Annotated in this window: 17 protein-coding genes and 1 pseudogene; 13 read left to right on the forward strand and 5 right to left on the reverse strand. The window is 72.0% G+C overall.

Features of this window, described 5'->3' with window-relative positions; genetic code table 11:
* Positions 1-37 precede the first annotated feature (37 nt).
* Positions 38-889, forward strand: coding sequence for a hypothetical protein (locus tag HNR57_RS17425; RefSeq protein ID WP_184560902.1), 852 nt, complete (start codon positions 38-40; stop codon positions 887-889).
* Between the two features lie 128 nt (positions 890-1,017).
* Here the strand turns inward: HNR57_RS17425 and disA are convergent, their stop codons facing one another.
* Together disA and radA are read right to left on the reverse strand one after the other, a co-directional pair.
* Entirely contained in the window at positions 1,018-2,142 is a 1,125-nt protein-coding gene (disA, locus tag HNR57_RS17430) for a DNA integrity scanning diadenylate cyclase DisA (protein WP_031104906.1), read from the reverse strand.
* A gap of 80 nt (positions 2,143-2,222) precedes the next feature.
* Complete coding sequence (gene radA, locus HNR57_RS17435; protein WP_184560903.1) at positions 2,223-3,632, reverse strand: DNA repair protein RadA; 1,410 nt, start codon at positions 3,630-3,632, stop codon at positions 2,223-2,225.
* A 197-nt stretch (positions 3,633-3,829) separates the two neighbouring features.
* Between radA and HNR57_RS17440 the strand changes: the two genes are divergently transcribed.
* Entirely contained in the window at positions 3,830-5,548 is a 1,719-nt protein-coding gene (locus HNR57_RS17440) for a BACON domain-containing protein (RefSeq protein ID WP_184560904.1), read from the forward strand.
* A 6-nt stretch (positions 5,549-5,554) separates the two neighbouring features.
* Here HNR57_RS17440 and HNR57_RS17445 read toward each other — a convergent pair whose 3' ends face one another.
* The gene (locus HNR57_RS17445) at positions 5,555-6,364 is read right to left on the reverse strand and encodes a DUF3109 family protein (RefSeq protein WP_184560905.1); all 810 of its coding nucleotides are present in this window, start codon (positions 6,362-6,364) and stop codon (positions 5,555-5,557) included.
* A 71-nt stretch (positions 6,365-6,435) separates the two neighbouring features.
* Between HNR57_RS17445 and HNR57_RS17450 the strand changes: the two genes are divergently transcribed.
* From HNR57_RS17450 to ilvD, 4 genes are all read left to right on the forward strand, one after another.
* A complete protein-coding gene (locus HNR57_RS17450; RefSeq protein WP_184560906.1) occupies positions 6,436-7,368 on the forward strand; it encodes a Ppx/GppA family phosphatase in 933 nt (310 codons plus the stop codon).
* An 82-nt stretch (positions 7,369-7,450) separates the two neighbouring features.
* A complete protein-coding gene (locus HNR57_RS17455; protein ID WP_184560907.1) occupies positions 7,451-8,275 on the forward strand; it encodes a sugar phosphate isomerase/epimerase family protein in 825 nt (274 codons plus the stop codon).
* Entirely contained in the window at positions 8,272-8,904 is a 633-nt protein-coding gene (locus tag HNR57_RS17460) for a TetR/AcrR family transcriptional regulator (RefSeq protein ID WP_184560908.1), read from the forward strand. The genes HNR57_RS17455 and HNR57_RS17460 overlap by 4 nt, the downstream gene beginning before the upstream one ends.
* A gap of 139 nt (positions 8,905-9,043) precedes the next feature.
* Positions 9,044-10,897, forward strand: coding sequence for a dihydroxy-acid dehydratase (gene ilvD / locus HNR57_RS17465; RefSeq protein ID WP_184560909.1), 1,854 nt, complete (start codon positions 9,044-9,046; stop codon positions 10,895-10,897).
* Between the two features lie 63 nt (positions 10,898-10,960).
* Here the strand turns inward: ilvD and HNR57_RS17470 are convergent, their stop codons facing one another.
* Positions 10,961-13,123: a serine/threonine-protein kinase gene (locus tag HNR57_RS17470; protein WP_184560910.1), complete on the reverse strand. Its 2,163-nt coding sequence runs from the start codon at positions 13,121-13,123 to the stop codon at positions 10,961-10,963.
* A gap of 180 nt (positions 13,124-13,303) precedes the next feature.
* Here HNR57_RS17470 and HNR57_RS17475 point away from each other — a divergent pair, with 180 nt between their 5' ends.
* The 7 genes and pseudogenes from HNR57_RS17475 to proC all read left to right on the forward strand — a co-directional run bounded on the left by HNR57_RS17475 (position 13,304) and on the right by proC (position 18,020).
* Positions 13,304-13,624, forward strand: a complete 321-nt coding sequence (locus tag HNR57_RS17475; protein ID WP_184560911.1) for an SH3 domain-containing protein — start codon at positions 13,304-13,306, stop codon at positions 13,622-13,624.
* Positions 13,625-13,707: 83 nt separating this feature from the next.
* A complete protein-coding gene (locus HNR57_RS17480; RefSeq protein ID WP_184560912.1) occupies positions 13,708-14,208 on the forward strand; it encodes an EamA/RhaT family transporter in 501 nt (166 codons plus the stop codon).
* A 12-nt stretch (positions 14,209-14,220) separates the two neighbouring features.
* Positions 14,221-14,508, forward strand: a pseudogene (locus tag HNR57_RS17485) (dihydrofolate reductase family protein); the annotation flags it as partial.
* Positions 14,509-14,592: 84 nt separating this feature from the next.
* Positions 14,593-15,432: a class I SAM-dependent methyltransferase gene (locus HNR57_RS17490; protein WP_184560913.1), complete on the forward strand. Its 840-nt coding sequence runs from the start codon at positions 14,593-14,595 to the stop codon at positions 15,430-15,432.
* Positions 15,433-15,492: 60 nt separating this feature from the next.
* Positions 15,493-16,326, forward strand: coding sequence for an ABC transporter ATP-binding protein (locus tag HNR57_RS17495; RefSeq protein ID WP_184560914.1), 834 nt, complete (start codon positions 15,493-15,495; stop codon positions 16,324-16,326).
* A complete protein-coding gene (locus HNR57_RS17500; RefSeq protein ID WP_184560915.1) occupies positions 16,323-17,102 on the forward strand; it encodes an ABC transporter permease in 780 nt (259 codons plus the stop codon). Before HNR57_RS17495 ends, HNR57_RS17500 begins: the two co-directional genes overlap by 4 nt.
* A gap of 105 nt (positions 17,103-17,207) precedes the next feature.
* Positions 17,208-18,020: a pyrroline-5-carboxylate reductase gene (gene proC / locus HNR57_RS17505; RefSeq protein WP_184560916.1), complete on the forward strand. Its 813-nt coding sequence runs from the start codon at positions 17,208-17,210 to the stop codon at positions 18,018-18,020.
* A gap of 39 nt (positions 18,021-18,059) precedes the next feature.
* Here proC and trpS read toward each other — a convergent pair whose 3' ends face one another.
* Positions 18,060-19,088 carry a tryptophan--tRNA ligase gene (trpS, locus tag HNR57_RS17510; RefSeq protein WP_184560917.1) on the reverse strand — a complete coding sequence of 343 codons (1,029 nt, stop codon included), beginning with the start codon at positions 19,086-19,088 and terminating at the stop codon, positions 18,060-18,062.
* Positions 19,089-19,905 lie beyond the last annotated feature (817 nt).

Raw genomic sequence — 19,905 nt, forward strand, 5'->3', positions numbered from 1 at the left:
ACCGGCGAATGCGCCGATCTCTCGTAAGGTTTGCGCCGTGGGATCTCTGCGCAATCCGGTCGGGCCGCTTCCCTCCTCCATCTACTGGCGTCGGAGGGTCGTACTGGTGTCCGTGGTCGCCGTGTTGGCGCTGCTGACCACCTGGATCGTGATGATGGGCGGGGGCGGCGAGGACCGCGACAACGGCGCCGACGGCAAGAATCCCGCGCCTTCCATCACGCCCGGCCCGTCGAGTTCGGGCCCGGCCATCAGCCAAGCGCCCGGCGGACGCGACGAGTCGGGCGGCGGCGGTTCCGGCGGCTCCTCGTCGGGGTCCGGCGACGGCTCCGGCGACGGCTCGGGGGACGGGTCGGGAGACGGTTCCGGCTCCGGCGACGGTTCCGGCACGGGCGGTTCCGAGGGCTCGGGCGGTTCCGGCGGCTCGGGGAGCGGCGCCACCGCGGGCGGCGTCGGAGCGGGCGACACACTGCCGGCCGGCTCCACCCTGCCCAACTGCACCGCGAGCGCGGTCAAGTTCAGCCTGCGCAGCCGGCACAACACCTACGACCCCGAGCAGACGCCCACCTTCCTGCTGACCGCGCGGAACGTCTCCGGCAGCGACTGCAAGATCGATCTCGGGCCGAAGAACGCGGTGTTCACGATCGCCCCCGCGAGCAGCGACGACGACTACTGGGCCTCCGAGGACTGCCCCAAGGCCGCCGCACACCAGCTGTACCGGGTCGCCGCCGGCAGCGGCATCACCTACACCGTGAAGTGGGACCGCAAGCCGAGCGCCCCCGAGTGCGCCACGCCTCCGGCGGGCTCGGCCGGGGCGGGTACGTACCTGGTGGAAGCCAAGGCCCCGGGCTTCGCGAAGGTGCAGACGTCGTTCGTGCTCTCGGCCGACTAGCGCCACTGGCGGCAGAGACAGAGGCGGCAGAGGCAGAGGCGGCATCAGACACAGCGGCGGAAACGCCCGAGGGCGGTACCCCTTGCCGGGTGCCGCCCTCCGCCGTTTCGAACAGGGTGTCCTGCGCGCTAGACGTACCGCTCCAGGATCGACGACTCCGCCAGCCTCGACAGCCCCTCGCGGACGCTGCGGGCCCGGGCCTCGCCCACGCCGTCCACCGTCTGCAGGTCGTCGACGCTCGCGGCGAGCAGCTTCTGCAGCCCGCCGAAGTGCTCGACCAGGCGGTCGATGATCGCGCCGGGGAGCCGGGGCACCTTGGCGAGGAGACGGTACCCGCGCGGGGAGACCGCCGAGTCCAGCGTCTCGGGCGCGCCGGTGTAGCCCAACGCCCTGGCCACCGTGGACAGTTCGAGCAGCTCGGCATGGGTGAGGGCGTCGAGTTCGGCGAGGGCCTGGTCGACCGTGCGGGAGCGCTTGGCCGTGGGCTCGGGGACGTAGTCCCGTACGACCAGCTCGCGCTCGGGCTCCACGCCCGCGATCAGCTCGTCCAGCTGGAGGGCCAGCAGCCGGCCGTCCGTGCCCAGCTCCACCACGTACTCGGCGATCTCCGTGGCGATGCGGCGGACCATTTCCAGGCGCTGGGCGACCGCCGAGACGTCCCGGACGGTCACCAGGTCCTCGATCTCCAGCGCCGACAGTGTGCCCGCGACCTCGTCGAGGCGGAGCTTGTAGCGCTCAAGAGTGGCGAGCGCCTGGTTGGCGCGGGACAGGATCGCCGCCGAGTCCTCCAGGACGCGGCGCTGGCCGTCGACGTAGAGGGCGATCAGCCGCATCGACTGGGAGACGGAGACCACCGGGAAGCCGACCTGCTTGCTGACGCGGTCAGCGGTGCGGTGCCGGGTGCCCGTCTCCTCGGTCGGGATCGTCGGGTCCGGGACCAGCTGCACGCCCGCGCGCAGGATCTTCGACAGGTCCGAGGACAGCACGATGCCGCCGTCCAGCTTGCACAGCTCGCGCAGCCGGGTCGCGGTGAACTCGACGTCCAGTACGAAACCGCCGCTGCACAGCGCCTCGACCGTCTTGTCGGAGCCGAGCACGATGAGACCGCCGGTGTTGCCGCGGAGCACGCGCTCCAGGCCGTCACGCAGGGCGGTGCCCGGTGCCACGGCGCTCAGGGAGGCGCGCATCAGGCCATCGGTACCGGCACTCCCACCGGACTTTCCGGGAGCTGATGCCCGGTCGTTGGCTGCCACTGCACTCCTCCGGTCGCAGGTTCTGGGCGCCCCCGTGTCGCGCGCTCGGTTCGCACGGACGGGCGAGACCAGGGCAAAGTCTACCGGCGACCCTCCTCGTCCCGTGGGGCCTCTCTGCGACGGGAGCGGGGAAGGACCCGCAGGGCGTCCCCTATGTCCGCGACTTCCAGGACCTTCATGCCCGCCGGAACCATGCCGGGATCGCCCGGGACCAGCGCGTGTGTGAAGCCCAGACGGTGGGCTTCGGCCAGTCTGCGCTGCACTCCCGTGACCCGTCTCACCTCGCCCGCGAGGCCCACTTCGCCGATCGCGACGAGGTTCTTGGGGAGAGGTGTGTCACTCGCCGCGCTCGCCAGGGCGAGGGCGACGGCCAGGTCGGCGGCGGGCTCCGAGAGCTTCACACCGCCGACCGTCGCGGAGTAGATGTCCCTTTTGCCCAAGGCGCTGATCCGCCCGCGCTGTTCCAGCACCGCGAGCATCATCGAGACGCGGGAGGTCTCCAGGCCCGAGGTGGTGCGGCGCGGGGAGGGGATCTGGGAGTCGACCGTGAGCGCCTGGACCTCGGCGACCAGCGGGCGGCGGCCTTCGAGGGTGACGGTCAGGCAGGTGCCCGGGACCGGTTCGGCCCGGCGGGTCAGGAAGAGCCCGCTCGGGTCGGCGAGGCCCGTGATGCCCTCGTCGTGCAGCTCGAAGCAGCCGACCTCGTCGGTGGTGCCGTAGCGGTTCTTGACGCCGCGCACCAGACGCAGGCGGGCGTGCCGGTCGCCCTCGAAGCTCAGGACGACGTCCACCAGGTGCTCCAGCAGGCGTGGGCCCGCGATCGCGCCGTCCTTGGTGACGTGGCCCACCAGCAGCGTGGACATGCCGCGTTCCTTGGAGGCCCGGATGAGCGCCCCCGCCACCTCCCGCACCTGGGCCATGCCGCCGGGTGCGCCGTCGATCTCCGGGGAAGCGACGGTCTGCACCGAGTCCATGATCAGCAGCGACGGCTTCACCGCGTCCAAGTGGCCGAGCACCGCCGCCAGATCCGTCTCGGCCGCGAGGTACAGGTGGTCGTCGATGGCGCCGATGCGGTCGGCGCGCAGCCGGACCTGGCTCGCCGACTCCTCGCCCGTGACGTACAGGGTGCGGTGCTCGTCGCTCGCGGACTTGGCCGCCACGTCGAGCAGGAGTGTCGACTTGCCGACGCCCGGTTCGCCCGCGACCAGCACCACCGCGCCGGGGACCAGCCCGCCGCCGAGCACGCGGTCCAGCTCGGGGACGCCGGTGGGGCGGGCGGTGGCCTGGCGGCCGTCCACCTGGCCGATGGGCAGGGCGGAGGTGGTGACCCGGCCCGGTGCCGTCGTACGCACCGCGGGCGCGCCGTACTCCTCGACCGTCCCCCAGGCCTGGCACTCGGGGCAGCGGCCGAGCCACTTCGCCGTCTGCCAGCCGCATTCCGTGCAGCGGTAGGACGGGCGGTCCTTGGTGGTCTTCGTACGGGCAGCCATGGACGAAACCGTAGCCGCAGGCACTGACATCGCGGGGACCGGCCGACGGCGGCCACCTGTGCGCCAGGGGCCCGCCACCCCGCACCAGCGGCGGAACCACCGGTTCATGTCCCCGATTGAGGGATCGTTTCACCCGTACGGATTAAATGTGCTCAACCCGCCTGAAGGTGCCACTCCCGGCCCCCTACGGTCGCCGAATGACGAGCAGTACTCCGGAGATCTCGACCCGCTCGAGCCGCACGGCCGGCGCACACCGGGCGCACCGGGAAGCGCGTGACCGCGGGGCGGCTCGCACGCTGGCGCAGCGGCCGCCCGCGCCCTACGAGCCCTACCTGGACGGCCTGTTCACCTACTGCCTGTCCGTGCTGTGCGACCACGAGGCCGCGACCGCCGCCCTGGGCGACGTGCTCGCCCTCGCCGAACGCCGCGGCCGGCACGTCCCCGAGGCGCCCGCGGACCGCAGGGCCTGGATGTACGCGCTGGCCCGCTGGGCGTGCCTGCGCAAGCTGGCCGAGGCCAAGCAGAAACGTCAGAGCAGCCATGCCGCGGGCCGCACCGACCGGCAGCGTGCCGACCGTCCGACCGCCCCGGTCCCCTCCGAGGAGGTCCAGGAGCGGCGCCGTCGCGAACTGGCCCTGCTGGCCTGGCCGGAGGCCGCCGGCACCACCCCGGAGCAGCGGGAGGCGCTCGAACTGGCCGTGCGCCACCACCTCGCCGCCCGCGAGGTCGCCGCCGTCCTCGGCATGGACCCGGCCGCCGCGCGTGATCTGCTCGCCTCCGCCGCCTGCGAGGTGGAGCGCACGCGTGCGGCCCTCGCCGTGGTGGAGACCGGGGCGTGTCCGAGCGTCGCGCACCTCGCCGGCGACGACCGTCTCGTGCTCGGCACGGCCCTGCGGGCCGAACTCGTCCGGCACGTCGACGACTGCCCGCGCTGCCGCCGCACCGCCGAGCGCGCCATCCCCGGCCGCTGGCCCGGCACCGGCGTCACGCCCGCCGAACTGCCCGTCCTGCCGGCCCCCCGGGCGGCCCTGCACGTCGCCATGACCCACCTCCCGCGCGCGCGGGGTGCCGCACCCCGCTTCGACCGGCGCGGCTTCCCGATGGACCCCAAGGACCATGCCGCCCGCAGGGACCGCCTGCGCGCGCGTGCCGTCACCATGACCGTCGTCGCCACCGTCGTGGCCGCCCCCGTGCTGGCCCTGTGGGCCGCCTACCGGGGCACTCCGATCGGCGAGGGCCAGGACGGCCGCTCGGCCTCCGCGCGCGAGGCGGACGACCCGTTCGGCCTGGACGGCGAGATGGCGGGCGGCGGCTACGAGAACACGGGAAACGCGAGCACCCGGCCCGGCCCCCGCTTCGGCAAGGACGGCAAGGCCGACGTGTCCGTCGAGGTCATCGGCGTCGCCGGGGCCGGCCGCGAGACCGCCCTGGAGGTCACGGCCGACAACAGCGGCGACACCACCCTCGTCACGCTGACCGCCACCGGCCCGGCCCCGGTCCGCTGGTCCGCGTCCACGGGAGCCCACTGGCTCTACCTCAGCCAGTCCTCGGGAACGCTCCGGCCCGGCGAGTCGTTGACGATCAAGGTGTACGTCGACCACCTGCGGGAGCCCGCCGGCCCCTGGCGCGCACAGGTGGCGGTCGCACCGGTGGGCGCCGTCGTCCACATCGAGGGTTATGGCGCCGCGCCCAGCCCCACCGGTCCCGGCCCCCGCCCCGGCGGACCGGTCGAGCCGGTTCCGGCCCAGCCCGACCCGACGCCCACGACCTCCGCCCCGGACCCGACGCCGACCACCCCGCCCCCGTCGACCGACCCGGACCCCACACCCACGCCGACGGACCCGGCCCCGACCGACCCCACGGGCTCGACGCCACCGCCCTCGGACAGCGGCGACCCGAGCCCGGCCGCGTCGTAGCGGGCCTCAGGCCACCGGAGGCGCGGGGTCCGCGGGATGCGGTGCCAGCAGCGGCAGCTGCGAGGCCAGCCGCTCCTCGCACAGCTCGACCAGCCGGTCGTAGCCGGCCTTGCCCATCAACTCGATCAGCTCGGGCCGGTAGGAGACGTACACGGGATCGCCGGCGCCGTGCGCCGAGGTCGCCGATGTGCACCACCAGTGCAGGTCATGGCCGCCAGGACCCCAGCCGCGCCGGTCGTACTCACCGATCGACACCTGCAGCACGCGCGTGTCGTCGGGCCGGTCGATCCACTCGTACGTCCGCCGCACCGGCAGCTGCCAGCACACGTCCGGCTTGGTCTCCAGCGGCTCGCGGCCCTCCTTCAGGGCGAGGATGTGCAGCGAGCAGCCCATACCGCCCTTGAAGCCGGGCCGGTTCTGGAAGATGCACGAGCCCTGGAAGGGCCGGGTCTGCCGCTCGCCGTCCTCGTCCTCGGAGACCCAGCCGCCCCGCGTGCCCTCGGCATGGTGCTGCCAGATGTCCGGCGTGAGCCTGGCCACATGCTCGGCGACGCGCTTCTCGTCGTCCTCGTCGGAGAAGTGGGCACCCAACGTGCAGCACCCGTCATCCGCGCGGCCCGCCTGGATGCCCTGGCAGCCGCTGCCGAAGATGCAGTTCCAGCGAGAGGTCAGCCATGTCAGATCGCAGCGGAACACCTGCTCGTCGTCCGCCGGATCGGGAAACTCCACCCACGCGCGAGCGAAGTCGAGGCCCTTCTCGTCGGGTTCCACGACGCCCGGTGATTTGTCGCGCTTCGCCTTTTTCGTCTTTGGCACTCCTCCAGGGTACGGGCCTCTTACCCCCACCGAGGACGGCGGACGGCCCGGTGGGCAGTAGCGTTCCGTACATGAGACTCGGTGTCCTCGACGTGGGATCGAACACGGTGCATCTGCTGGTGGTGGACGCGCACCCCGGCGCATGCCCGCTGCCCGCGCACTCGCACAAGGCGGAACTGCGCCTTGCCCAGCTCCTCGACGACGACGGCGCGATCGGCCCCCACGGCGTCGACCGGCTGGTCTCGGTCATCAAGGAGGCGCTCCAGGCCGCCGAGGACAAGGGCGTCGAGGAGGTCCTCCCGTTCGCGACCTCCGCCGTACGGGAGGCCTGTAACGCCGATGACGTCCTCGAACGCGTGCGCGCCGAGACCGGCGTCGAGCTCCAGGTCCTCACCGGCGCCGAGGAGGCCCGGCTGACCTTCCTCGCCGCCCGCCGCTGGTTCGGCTGGTCGGCCGGGAAGCTGCTGGTCCTGGACATCGGCGGCGGCTCCCTCGAGGTCGCCTACGGCATCGACGAGGAGCCCGACGCGGCCGCCTCGCTGCCGCTGGGCGCCGGCCGCCTCACCGCCGGCTGGCTGCCCGGCGACCCGCCCGACCCGGACGACGTCCGCGCCCTGCGCCGCCACGTGCGGACCGAGATCGCCCGCACGGTCGGGGAGTTCAGCCGCCTCGGCACCCCCGACCACGTCGTCGCCACGTCGAAGACCTTCAAGCAGCTGGCCCGCATCGCCGGTGCGGCCCGCTCCGCCGAGGGCCTCTACGTGCAGCGCGAGCTCAAGCGGGAGTCCCTGGAGGGCTGGGTCCCGCGCCTGGCCGCCATGACCGAGCAGGAGCGCGCGGAGCTGCCGGGCGTCTCCGAGGGCAGGGCCGGGCAGCTCCTGGCGGGCGCCCTGGTCGCCGAGGCCGCGATGGACCTCTTCGGCGTGGAGCGCGTGGAGATATGCCCCTGGGCGTTGAGGGAAGGCGTGATCCTGCGTCGCCTGGATCACATGGAGTCCGCGTAGGAGCCCGCTCGTCTATGGCAAACACCACAACGGCCAAGAGGCCCCCCACCCCACCCCGACCACACCCCGTAATCTGTCCTGCATGGCAGAGCCAGCCGTGAAGATCCCGGACGCGAAGGTCGCCCTGTCGACGGCCTCGGTCTACCCGGAGTCGACGGCCACGGCCTTCGAGATCGCCGCGCGCCTCGGCTACGACGGAGTCGAGGTCATGGTCTGGACCGACCCGGTCAGCCAGGACATCGAGGCCCTGCGCAGACTCAGCGACTACCACCGGATCCCCATCCTGGCCGTGCACGCGCCCTGCCTGCTCATCACGCAGCGCGTCTGGTCCACCGACCCGTGGACCAAACTGCAGCGGGCCCGTGCGGCGGCCGAGAAGCTCGACGCGAGCACCGTCGTCGTCCACCCCCCGTTCCGCTGGCAGCGCCAGTACGCCCGGGACTTCGTCGCCGGCATCTGGCGCATGGCGAACGAGACGGACGTACGGTTCGCCGTCGAAAACATGTACCCCTGGCGCTACCGGGACCGCGAGATGCTCGCGTACGCCCCCGACTGGGACGTCACGAAGGACGACTACCGGCACTTCACGATCGATCTCAGCCACACCGCGACGGCCCGCTCCGACGCGCTGGACATGGTCGACCGCATGGGGGACCGTCTCGGCCACGTCCACCTCGCCGACGGCCGGGGCTCCGCCAAGGACGAGCACCTGGTGCCCGGCCGCGGCACACAGCCCTGCGCCGAGGTGCTGGAGCGGCTCGCCCTGACCGGCTTCGACGGGCACGTGGTCATCGAGGTCAACACCCGGCGCGCGATGTCGAGCGCGGAGCGCGAGGCCGATCTGGCGGAGGCCCTGGCCTTCACCCGCCTGCATCTGGCCTCGGCGGTGAAGGTGCCGCGGCGATGAACGGCGCGACCCCGGCCGACGGCGGGTCCGGTACCACCGCCCGCCGCCGCGGCCGCCCCCCGCGCACGGAGTCGGCGGACACCCGCGACCGCATCCTGACCGCCGCCCGCGACGAGTTCTCCGAGCGCGGCTACGAGAAGACGTCCGTGCGCGGCATCGCCAAGTCCGCCGGCGTGGACTCGGCCCTGGTGCACCACTACTTCGGCACCAAGGAGCAGGTCTTCGAGGCGGCGATCACCCAGGCCTTCGGGCCCGCGCTCCAGGCCCCGAAGGCCATTGAGGAGGGTCCGCTCGACGGGGTGGGGGAGCGCCTGGCGCGCTTCTTCTTCGGCGTCTGGGAGAACCCGGCGACCCGCGCGCCGCTGCTCGCCATCGTCCGGTCCGCCGTCACCAACGAGACCGCGGCCGCCGTCTTCCGGCGGATCATCGCCACCCAGGTGCTGCGCCGCATCGCCGTACGGCTGGAGCTGCCGGACGCCGAGCTGCGCGCGGAGCTCGCCGCCGCCCAGCTCGTCGGCACCGCGATCCTGCGGTACGTCATCAAGATCGAGCCCTTGGCCTCGGCGGACCCGGAGCAGGTCATCGCCCGGCTGGCCCCGGTCGTCCAGGGGCATCTGACCGATCCGTGAGGCGCAGGGATGCCGTCGTCCGAGACAGGCGTCCCGCATTCCGGACACACCGTCCCGCCCACTGGATGACCGGCGTACGCTCGGTAGCAGTCAGAAATCTCCGAACTCTCTGACGCCGTCTCTGAAGGAGCGAGCGACGATGCCCGAGCTGAGGTCCCGCACAGTCACCCACGGCCGCAACATGGCGGGCGCCCGCGCCCTTATGCGCGCCTCCGGTGTACCGGGTGCGGACATCGGCCGCAAGCCGATCATCGCGGTCGCCAACAGCTTCACCGAGTTCGTGCCCGGCCACACGCACCTGGCGCCGGTCGGCCGGATCGTCAGCGAGGCGGTCGTCGCGGCCGGCGGCATCCCGCGCGAGTTCAACACGATCGCCGTCGACGACGGCATCGCCATGGGTCACGGCGGCATGCTCTACTCCCTGCCCTCCCGCGACCTGATCGCGGACAGCGTGGAGTACATGGTCGAGGCGCACTGCGCCGACGCCCTGATCTGCATCTCCAACTGCGACAAGATCACCCCGGGCATGCTGAACGCCGCCCTGCGGCTGAACATCCCGACGGTCTTCGTCTCCGGCGGCCCGATGGAGTCCGGCCGCGCGACCCTGGTCGACGGCACGGTCCGCACCCTCGACCTGGTCGACGCGATCTCCGACGCCGTGAACGACAAGATCTCGGACGAGGACATCCTCCGCATCGAGGAGAACGCCTGTCCGACCTGCGGCTCCTGCTCCGGCATGTTCACCGCCAACTCGATGAACTGCCTGACCGAGGCGATCGGCCTCTCCCTGCCCGGCAACGGCTCGGTCCTGGCCACCCACACGGCCCGCAAACAGCTGTATGTCGACGCGGCGAACACGGTCATGGACATCACCCGCCGCTACTACGAGCAGGACGACGAGACGGTCCTGCCGCGCAGCGTGGCCTCCTTCGCCGCCTTCGAGAACGCCATGGCGCTCGACATCGCCATGGGCGGCTCGACCAACACGATCCTGCACCTGCTGGCCGCCGCCCAGGAGGCGGGAGTGTCCTTCGGCCTCGACGAGATCAACGCCGTCTCGCGCCGCGTGCCGTGCCTGGCCAAGGTCGCCCCGAACGTCGCCAAGGACCGCACGTACTACATGGAGGACGTGCACCGCGCCGGCGGCATCCCCGCCCTGCTCGGCGAGCTGCACCGGGCCGGTCTGCTCAACGAGGACGTGCACTCGGTGCACAGCCCGTCCCTCGGCGACTGGCTGAAGACCTGGGACGTGCGCGGCGGCTCCCCGTCCGCGAAGGCGGTCGAGCTGTGGCACGCGGCCCCCGGCTGCGTCCGCTCCGCCGAGGCCTTCTCCCAGTCCGAGCGCTGGGAGGCCCTGGACGAGGACGCCGAGGGCGGCTGCATCCGCTCCGCGGAGCACGCCTACTCCAAGGACGGCGGCCTCGCGGTCCTCAAGGGCAATCTGGCGGTGGACGGCTGCGTCGTGAAGACGGCCGGTGTCGACGAGTCCATCTGGACCTTCGAGGGCCCGGCGGTGGTCTGCGAGTCGCAGGAGGAGGCCGTCCAGAAGATCCTCACCCAGCAGGTCAAGGACGGCGACGTCGTCGTCATCCGCTACGAGGGCCCCAAGGGCGGCCCCGGCATGCAGGAGATGCTCTACCCGACCTCGTACCTCAAGGGCCGGGGCCTCGGGAAGACCTGCGCGCTGGTCACGGACGGCCGCTTCTCCGGCGGCACCTCCGGCCTGTCCATCGGCCACGCCTCGCCCGAGGCGGCCGCGGGCGGCACCATCGCCCTGGTCGAGGACGGCGACCGCGTCCGCATCGACATCCCGAACCGCTCCATCGAGCTGCTGGTGGACGACGCCGAGCTGGCCCGCCGCGACCAGGCGCTGAACGGCGTGTACGCCCCGAAGAACCGCGACCGCAAGGTCTCGGCGGCGCTGCGGGCCTACGCGGCGATGGCGACCAGCGCGGACAAGGGCGCGGTGCGGGACGTGTCGAAGCTGGGCTGACCCCTTCTCGCGCCTGGGGCCGTCTCCCGCTGCCGGGGGGCGGCCCTCGCGCATGCCCGCCGGCTACCAGGCCGCCGGATCGCGCCCGTTCACGGCGAAGACGGTCCCGTCCGGCGCACTGCCGTAGACCCGGTCGCCCACGACCACGGGCTCGGGCAGCACGGCGGGAATCCGGTCCGGCCGGTCACCCAGCCGAGGAGACGTCTGCCCGGCGAGCTTCCCACGCCGCGCGTCGACGGCGAGCAGCCGCCCGTCCGACGCGGTCACGTAGACATGCTGGTCACCGGCAACCGGCGTGGACCCCCGCATCATGCCCGTCTCCAGATGCCAGAGCTGCTCACGTGCCTGAAGATCGACGGCCACCAGCGACCCCCCGGTCCCCATGAGATAGGCCGTGTTCCCCCGCACGGTGCCGTGGGCCTGCTGGAGGGGGACGGTGAGGGGCACCCGCCGGGTCTCACCGGTCCCCGGGGTGTAGCGGACGACGGCCCGCGCATCGCCGTGCACCGCGTCCTCGGAGAGGAGGTACACCGATCCGTCCGTCGCGCCGAAGGGCTTCAGTGTCCCGTCGAGCCGGGCGTCCGACCGCACGTCACCCGTCTGCGGATCCAGCACGGTGAGCCGGGTGCTCTTCCCGTCCACCGACGCGCTGGTGGCGTACGCCAGCGGGTCACCGGTGAACGCGGCGAGGTAGGGCACCTCGTGGCCGGGGATCGACTGGCTCCACCGCGGGTCACCGGAGGCGCCGTCCACGCCGGTGACCTTCCCGTCGGCTCCCGTGACCAGGAGCATGCCGCCGGCGGACACCGCGCTGCCGGCCTCCGCGATGTCCCGCTGCCAGCGCGCTTCGCCCGAGGCCGGATCGAGTGCCTCCAGGAGACGCCCCTGGTCCGCCGAGGGCTGTACGAGTCCGCCCGCCAGCACCGGCGGTTTCGTCCGGGGCCCCTTGCCGACGGGGTGCCGCCACAGCAGGCGCCCGTCGGACGGATCCAGGGCGGAGACCAGTCCGGACGTGGCGCAGAGCAGGCGTCCGGCCCCGTGGGAGCACAGGGGTGTGCTGTCCCCGGCCGCCGGTGTCGCCCGCCACCCGCTGAACGCGGCTGACGTGGTCCGCGGGGAGGCGGGCCGCGGTGAGCCGCCGTCACCGTCGAGCCACGGCAGCGAGGCCAGCGCACCGACGACGGCCAGGCCGAACGCCCCGGCTCCGAGGACCGCCCGCCTGCCGAGCCGCCGCCCCCCGCCGCGAACGGCTTCCCCCGCACGCCCGGCTTCCCCCGCACGCCCGGCTTCCCCGGCACGGTCGGCTTCCCCCGCACGGTCGGGTCTCCCGGCGGGCAGCCACGAACCGTCGGTGTCCCCGGTCCGCTGAGCCGGTATGAACGTCTGCGTGTCGTATGAAGCCGCGACGGACCGCAGCTCCCGCATCAACTCGTCCGGGGTCGGCCGCTCCTCCGGCTCCTTCGCGAGACAGCGCAGCACCAGCGGCGCGACCTCGTCCGGCACATCTGTCAGGTCGGGCTCGTCGTGCACCACCTGGTAGGCGACGATGTACGGGCTGTCGGAGTCGAACGGCCCTCGTCCTGTGGCCGCGTGCACCATCACCGACCCGAGCGCGAAGATGTCGGCGGCGGGACCCACCTCGCGCGGGCGCCGGAACTGCTCGGGCGCCATGAAGGGCGGCGTGCCGATCAACCTCCCGGTCTCGGTGCGCAGTTCGCTGTCCGATGGCCGGGAGATACCGAAGTCGATGACCTTCGGCCCGTCGTCGGCGAGCAGGACGTTGCTCGGTTTCAGATCCCGGTGGACGACCCCGGCACGATGGATGTCGCGCAGCGCCTCGGCCAGCCCCGCCATCAGGCGCCGCAACTGGGCCGAGTCCATGGGGCCGTTCCGCTTGACCTGCTCGGACAAGGTCGGTCCCGGGATGAACAGTGTGGCCATCCATGGCCGTTCACTGTCCGGGTCGGCGTCCACGACGGGTGCGGTGAAGGCGCCGCTCACCCTTCGCGCCGCCGCCACCTCCTGCCGGAAACGCCCCCTGAAGTCGGGGTCCTTGGCGAACTGGGCGTGCACGACCTTTACCGCGAGCTTCATCCCGGAGGTGCTCCGGGCCAGATGCACGACACCCATGCCGCCCGAGCCCAGACAGGACTCCAGACGGTAGTGACCGGCGTATTCGGGAAGTTCCGCTTCCGCGCCCGCTCCGGTACTGCTCTGCGGCGCCATGGAACCACCCCCGTGCTGTTCGTCCGCGCGCGCGACGCACGGAGCCTAGTCGAAGACTCGTGCGGGACAGAGGAGGCTTGCTAGCCTCCCGAACGAGTTGCGCACATATGTTTCATGGTGTGATTCGGGGGAATCAACGGGACCCCATGGCAGTCATGGGGCTCAACGGGGGAGAATTTCATGTCTGTCGACCATGTCGAGGAACTCGAAGGCAGAGGCGAGGGAGAGGCCGTCACCATGGCGGCGTCGGCCCTGCGCACGTACGCCGTCGCCCCGGGCGTCCGCCTGAACGTCCGCAGCGGCCCGGGCACCGGCTACGCCCTCGTCCGCGTCCTGCCTGAGGGAGCCAGGGTCACCATCTTCTGCCAGCGGCCCGGCACAACGGTGGCGGGCCCGTACGGCACGACGAACATCTGGGACAACATCGACGACGGCGAGTACGTCTCGGATGCCTACGTGAACACCGGCAGCGACGGCTACGTCCGCCCGCGCTGCTCCTGATCGGACCCGGCGACGGCCGCGTCGCCGGACGCTGCGACTGAGTCGGCCGGAGCCCGCGGCCGGGCCGGAGCCATAATCGACGCGTGAGCGACGACACCGGCACCCCCATGACACCCGCGGGCTCCACCGGCCCCCGCCCGGAGCCGATCCGGCTCTTCGGCACCACCTGGGTCGACCACGGCAACGGCTACGCGGCCCGCCGCGTCGCCGCGGCCGTGGGCTCCTTCGCCGCCGCCGTCGCCTCCTGCCTCGTGCTCCGCCTCGCCTACCAGGGCCTGCAGATCGCCGCGATCGGCGACTTCGTCACGGTTCTGATGGTCGCGATGTTCGCGATCTGCAGCGCGCTCGCCTTCCGTCACACCTGGGACGGCTACACCCGCCGCCCCGACCCCGACCGCCAGGCATCGCTGCGCGGCCTCCTGACCGTGGGCTTCGTCGGCTCCCTGCTCGCCTACTTCTTCCGCTCCCTCACCGAGGCCCCCGGCGAGAAGCTCCACCGCGAGGAGTACGAGACCGCCCTCAAGCAGTACGAGAAGCGCACGACCCGCCGCTCGGGCAACCCGAGGAACCGCCGCCGCGCGTAGCCCGGCGCCTGCCCGGCCGCCTACCCGGCCGTCACCCTCGTTCCGGGCGACCCGCTCGCCCTCGTCCGCGAACTGAAGCGCGAGCAGGGCACGGACTTGAACATCTGGCTCTGCGGCGGCGGAAGACTCGCCGGTGCCCTCCTGCCCGAGATCGACGAACTCGTCGTCAAGAACTACCCGGTGGTCGCGGGTGCCGGAATCCCGGCCTTCGACGGAGCCTTCGACCCCACCGTCTTCGACGTCGCCGAGCGCACCGCCTTTCCCGACGGCGTCACCCTCATGCGCCTCACTGGTCACTAGCGCCTGCCGTCACACCGGCACCCGCTGGCCCGATCTCACCCAACTCTCACCGCACCCCGCCCCACCCCCCGCCACCATGGCGGTATGACCACACCTCCCTCCGCCCACCACCCCACCGGAGCCGACCTCACCCCCGACCCCGCAGCCACACAGCCCACCGCCGAGCCCGCCCGAGCCGTACGAGCCCACTCCTTCAACGCCGCCGCGGCCCAGTACGCCGCCAACCGCCCCTCCTACCCCCCGGCCCTCTTCGACGCGATCGAGGACCTGACCGGCCGCCCCCTCACCGGCTCCCGTGTCGCGGACATCGGCGCCGGCACCGGCATCGCCACCGCCCTCCTGCACGCACGGGGCGCGAACGTCGTCGCCGTGGAACCCGGTGACGGCATGGCGGCCCAGTTCCGCCGCACCCTGCCCGGCATCCCGGTCATCCGCGGCACGGGCGACGACCTCCCCCTCACCGACGCCTCCGTCGATCTCGTCACCTACGCCCAGGCCTGGCACTGGACCGACCCCGCCCGCGCCGTCCCGGAGGCCCTGCGCGTCCTGCGCCCCGGCGGCGCCCTGGCCCTCTGGTGGAACACCGACGCCCTCGACGTCCCCTGGATCGCCGAGGCCGCCGACCGCACCGGCCGTCACTTCGGCATCGACGTCTCCGCCGAGAAGCGCAACGTCGACCACCGCACCGCCGACCCCAGCGGCCGCCTCGACTTCACCCGCCGCACGGTCCGCTGGAGCCGCCGCGTCCCGGTCGACACCCACCTCGCCAACATCGGCAGCCACTCGGTCTTCCTCGTGGCCGGCGCGGAACGCACCGCATCTTTCCTGGCCGCAGAGCGCGAACACCTCCTCCGGGCCTTCCCGGACGGCGTCGTGGAGGAGGTCTACGAGGTCGTCCTCCTCCTCGCCACGACCCCGGCCTGACGCGCACCCGCTCATCCCGGCCGCTTGACGCGTCCTCCACCCGGGAGCATTATTCATCACATGATGAATAATGCTCCCGGCTCGCCACGCCCAGGCCCGGCACCCACCCCCGGCCCACTCCCGGACCCGCACACCACGGCCGTCCACGCCGAGAACCTCACCGTCACCCGAGGCCCCCGCACCGTCCTGCGCGACCTCGGCTTCACCGTCCCCCGAGGCCAGATCACCGGCCTCCTCGGCCCCTCCGGCTGCGGCAAGTCCACCCTCATGCGCGCCCTCGTCGGCACCCAGGCCAAGGTCACCGGCACCCTCACCGTCCTCGGCCACCCCGCCGGCCACCCCACCCTGCGCACCCGCATCGGCTACGTCACCCAGTCCCCGTCCGTCTACGACGACCTGACCGTCCGCCAGAACCTCGACTACTTCGCCGCGATCCTCGACCCCGGCCGCCCGGCAGCCGACCGCCGCGACGACCACGTCACCCGCGCGATAGCCGACGTCGACCTCACCACCCACGCCGACTCCCTCGCCGGCAACCTCTCCGGCGGCCAGCGCAACCGCGTCTCCCTGGCCGTCGCCCTCCTCGGCGCCCCCGAACTCCTGGTCCTCGACGAACCGACCGTCGGACTCGACCCCGTACTGCGCCGAGACCTGTGGAACCTCTTCCACGACCTCGCGACCGACCGCGGCACGACCCTCCTCGTCTCCTCCCACGTCATGGACGAGGCCGAGCGCTGCCACCGCCTCCTCCTCATGCGCGAGGGCCGGCTCCTGGCCGACGACACCCCCGACGCCCTGCGCACCCGCACCGGCGCCGCCACCGTCCAGGAGGCCTTCCTGCACCTGGTGGACGAGGCGACAGCAGCAGCCCGCACGAAGGAGACGACCCGATGACCACCACCCCGACCAGGACGGCCACCCCACCGAGGGCCCTGAACGCCTCCCGCACCACCGCCACCGCCGCCCGGGTCCTCCGCCAGCTCACCCACGACCCCCGCACCATCGCACTGCTGGTGCTCATCCCCTGCGTGATGCTGTTCCTGCTGCGCTACGTCTTCGACGGAAGCCCCCGCACCTTCGACAGCATCGGCGCGTCCCTCCTCGGGATCTTCCCGCTGATCACGATGTTCCTGGTGACGTCCATCGCCACCCTGCGCGAACGCACCTCCGGCACCCTCGAACGCCTCCTCGCCATGCCCCTCGGCAAGGGCGACCTCATCGCCGGCTACGCCCTCGCCTTCGGCACCCTCGCGATCATCCAGTCCGCCCTGGCCACGGGCCTCGCGGTCTGGTTCCTCGGCCTCGACGTCACCGGCAGCCCCTGGCTCCTTCTCCTGGTGGCCCTCCTCGACGCCCTCCTCGGCACGGCCCTCGGCCTCTTCGTCTCGGCCTTCGCCGCCTCCGAGTTCCAGGCGGTCCAGTTCATGCCGGCGGTGATCTTCCCCCAGCTCCTCCTGTGCGGCCTGTTCACCCCGCGCGACGCCATGCACCCCGCCCTGGAGGCCATCTCCGACGTCCTCCCCATGTCCTACGCCGTCGACGGCATGAACGAGGTCCTGCACCACACCGACATGACGGCCACGTTCGTCCGGGACGTCCTCATCGTCGCGGGCTGCGCCCTCCTCGTCCTGACCCTCGGCGCGGCGACCCTCAGGCGCCGCACGGCATAGCCGCCCCGGCACGGCATCCCGCCCAGCGGACACCCGAGCCGCCTCCCACTCCCCGGGTGCGAGGATGGACCCCGGACGACGCACCCTTCGGAGGCACCCCGCGCCATGACCCAGAAAGTCGCAGTCCTCGGCACCGGCAAGATCGGCGAAGCCCTGCTCAGCGGAATGATCCGCGCCGGCTGGACCCCGTCCGACCTCCTGGTCACCGCCCGCCGCCAGGAACGAGCCGAAGAGCTCCGCACCCGCTACGGCGTCACCCCGGTCACCAACGCGGAAGCCGCCAAGACCGCCGACACCCTGATCCTCACGGTGAAACCGCAGGACATGGGCACCCTCCTCGACGAGCTCGCCCCCCACGTCCCCGCCGACCGCCTGGTCATCAGCGGCGCCGCCGGCATCCCCACGGCCTACTTCGAGGACCGCTTCGCCCCGAACACCCCGGTCGTCCGCGTCATGACCAACACCCCCGCCCTGGTCGACGAGGCCATGTCCGTCATCTCCGCCGGCACCCACGCCACCGCCGACCACCTCGCCCACACCGAGGAGATCTTCGGCGCCGTCGGCAAGACGCTCCGCGTCCCCGAGTCCCAGCAGGACGCCTGCACCGCCCTCTCCGGCTCCGGCCCGGCCTACTTCTTCTACCTGGTCGAAGCCATGACCGACGCCGGCATCCTCCTCGGCCTGCCCCGCGACAAGGCCCACGACCTGATCGTCCAGTCCGCCATCGGCGCCGCGACGATGCTCCGCGACAGCGGCGAACACCCCGTCAAGCTCCGCGAGAACGTCACGTCCCCCGCCGGCACGACGATCAACGCCATCCGCGAACTGGAGAACCACGGCGTACGGGCCGCCCTCATCGCCGCCCTCGAAGCCGCCCGGGACCGCAGCCGCGCCCTGGCCTCCGGCAACAACAGCTGACCACCGGGGGCGGGCCCGTCGCCCGCCCCCGCGGCCGCGTCACACCCCGGCGCCGGCCGGCTCCTTCTCCGCCACGGCCGGAAGCAAGCCGATCGCCCGGTAGGCGGCATCCACCGTCGGCCGGGCCATCCCCCGAGCCCGCTCGGCCCCGTCCCGCAGCACGCCCTCCACATACGCGGGATCCGCACACAACTCCTTGTGCCTCTCCTGCAAGGGCCGGAGCACCTCGACCACGGCCTCCGCGGTGTCCTTCTTGAGGTCCCCGTACGACGTGTACGCAGCACTCAGCATCTCGGGCTCCCCGCCCGTGCACGCCGCGAGGATCTCCAGCAGGTTGGCGAGCCCCGGCCGGGCCTCCCGGTCGTACACGACCTCCCGCCCACTGTCGGTCACGGCCCGCATGACCTTCTTGCGCACCACGTCCGGCTCGTCCAGCAGATAGACGATCCCCGGCCCGACGTCGTCGCTCTTGCCCATCTTCGACGCCGGATCCTGCAGATTCATCACCCGGGCCGCGACCCCCGGCCGCGTCGCCCGCGGCACCACGAACGTGTGCCCGTACCGCTGGTTGAACCGCACGGCGAGATCCCGCGCCAGCTCCACATGCTGCCGCTGATCGTCCCCGACCGGCACCTCACCGGCCCCGTACGCCAGGATGTCCGCCGCCATCAGCACGGGATACGTCAGCAGCGACAGCCGCACACTCCCGCCCCGCCGCTGCTCCCGCGCGGCCTTCTCCTTGTACTGGATCATCCGCCGCATCTCACCGTCGGTGGCCACGCACTCCAGCACGTACGACAGCCGGGCGTGCTCGTCCACATGGCTCTGCACGAACACCGTGCAGAGCTCCGGATCCAGCCCGGCCGCCAGCAGCAGCGTCGCCGACTGCCGGCTCAGCCTGCGCACCCGCGCGGGATCGTGGTCGACGGTCAGGGCATGCAGATCGACGACGCAGAACAAGGCGTCGGCCTCGTGCTGGTCGACGGCGGCCCACCGCCGCATGGCCCCCAGGTAGTTCCCCAGCGTCAGATGCCCCGTCGGCTTGACCCCGCTGAAAACCCGTGTCATCTCTCCTCCACCTCCTGGCCGGGACCGCCGCCCCGGGCGGCCGCCCCTCCGTGGTGCCAGGAGGGAGAAACGAAAACGGCCGCCGAAGCGGCGGCCGTTGAGTGCATACGTGAGAACGGCCGCCGTCAGGCGGCCCACCACAGTCCGGTGCACGTACGCGTCGTCATGTGCCCCACAGTACGCCGCCGGAGGGCCGCTCGCCCCCGAGTTGACACGCCCTACCCCCATCCGTAGTGTTCTCCGAGTTGTCCGACGTGAGCGCCGACCCCGGTCGGTCCCCGGGCAGCCAATCCGCAGGTACCAACCACTATTCGACGCGCAGCACGTCTGTCGTCGCTTCATTGGCATGTGTATTTACGGAATGAGGAATCTCCGTTCGAAAGGACGCGGCCCCCGATTGGCTCGGGAGCCGGGGAATCCGCTAAAGTCTCACTCGTCGGAACGGCCCAACAGCCGCAATGACAAACCCCGCTGACCGGGGATCAGGCCCGAAAGGATCTGATAGAGTCGGAACCGCCGGAAAGGGAAACGCGGAAGCGGGAACCTGGAAAGCACCGAGGAAATCGGATTGGAAAGATCTGATAGAGTCGGAAACGCAAGACCGAAGGGAAGCGCCCGGAGGAAAGCCCGAGAGGGTGAGTACAAAGGAAGCGACCGCTCCTTGAGAACTCAACAGCGTGCCAAAAGTCAACGCCAGATATGTTGATACCCCGTCCATCGGACAACCGATGGTCGAGGTTCCTTTGAAAAAACACAGCGAGGACGCTGTGAACGGTCGGGCCTATTCCGCCTGACTGTTCCGCTCTCGTGGTGTTGC

The organism is Streptomyces paradoxus, assembly GCF_014202475.1.
GTDB classification, from domain to species: Bacteria; Actinomycetota; Actinomycetes; order Streptomycetales; family Streptomycetaceae; genus Streptomyces; species Streptomyces paradoxus.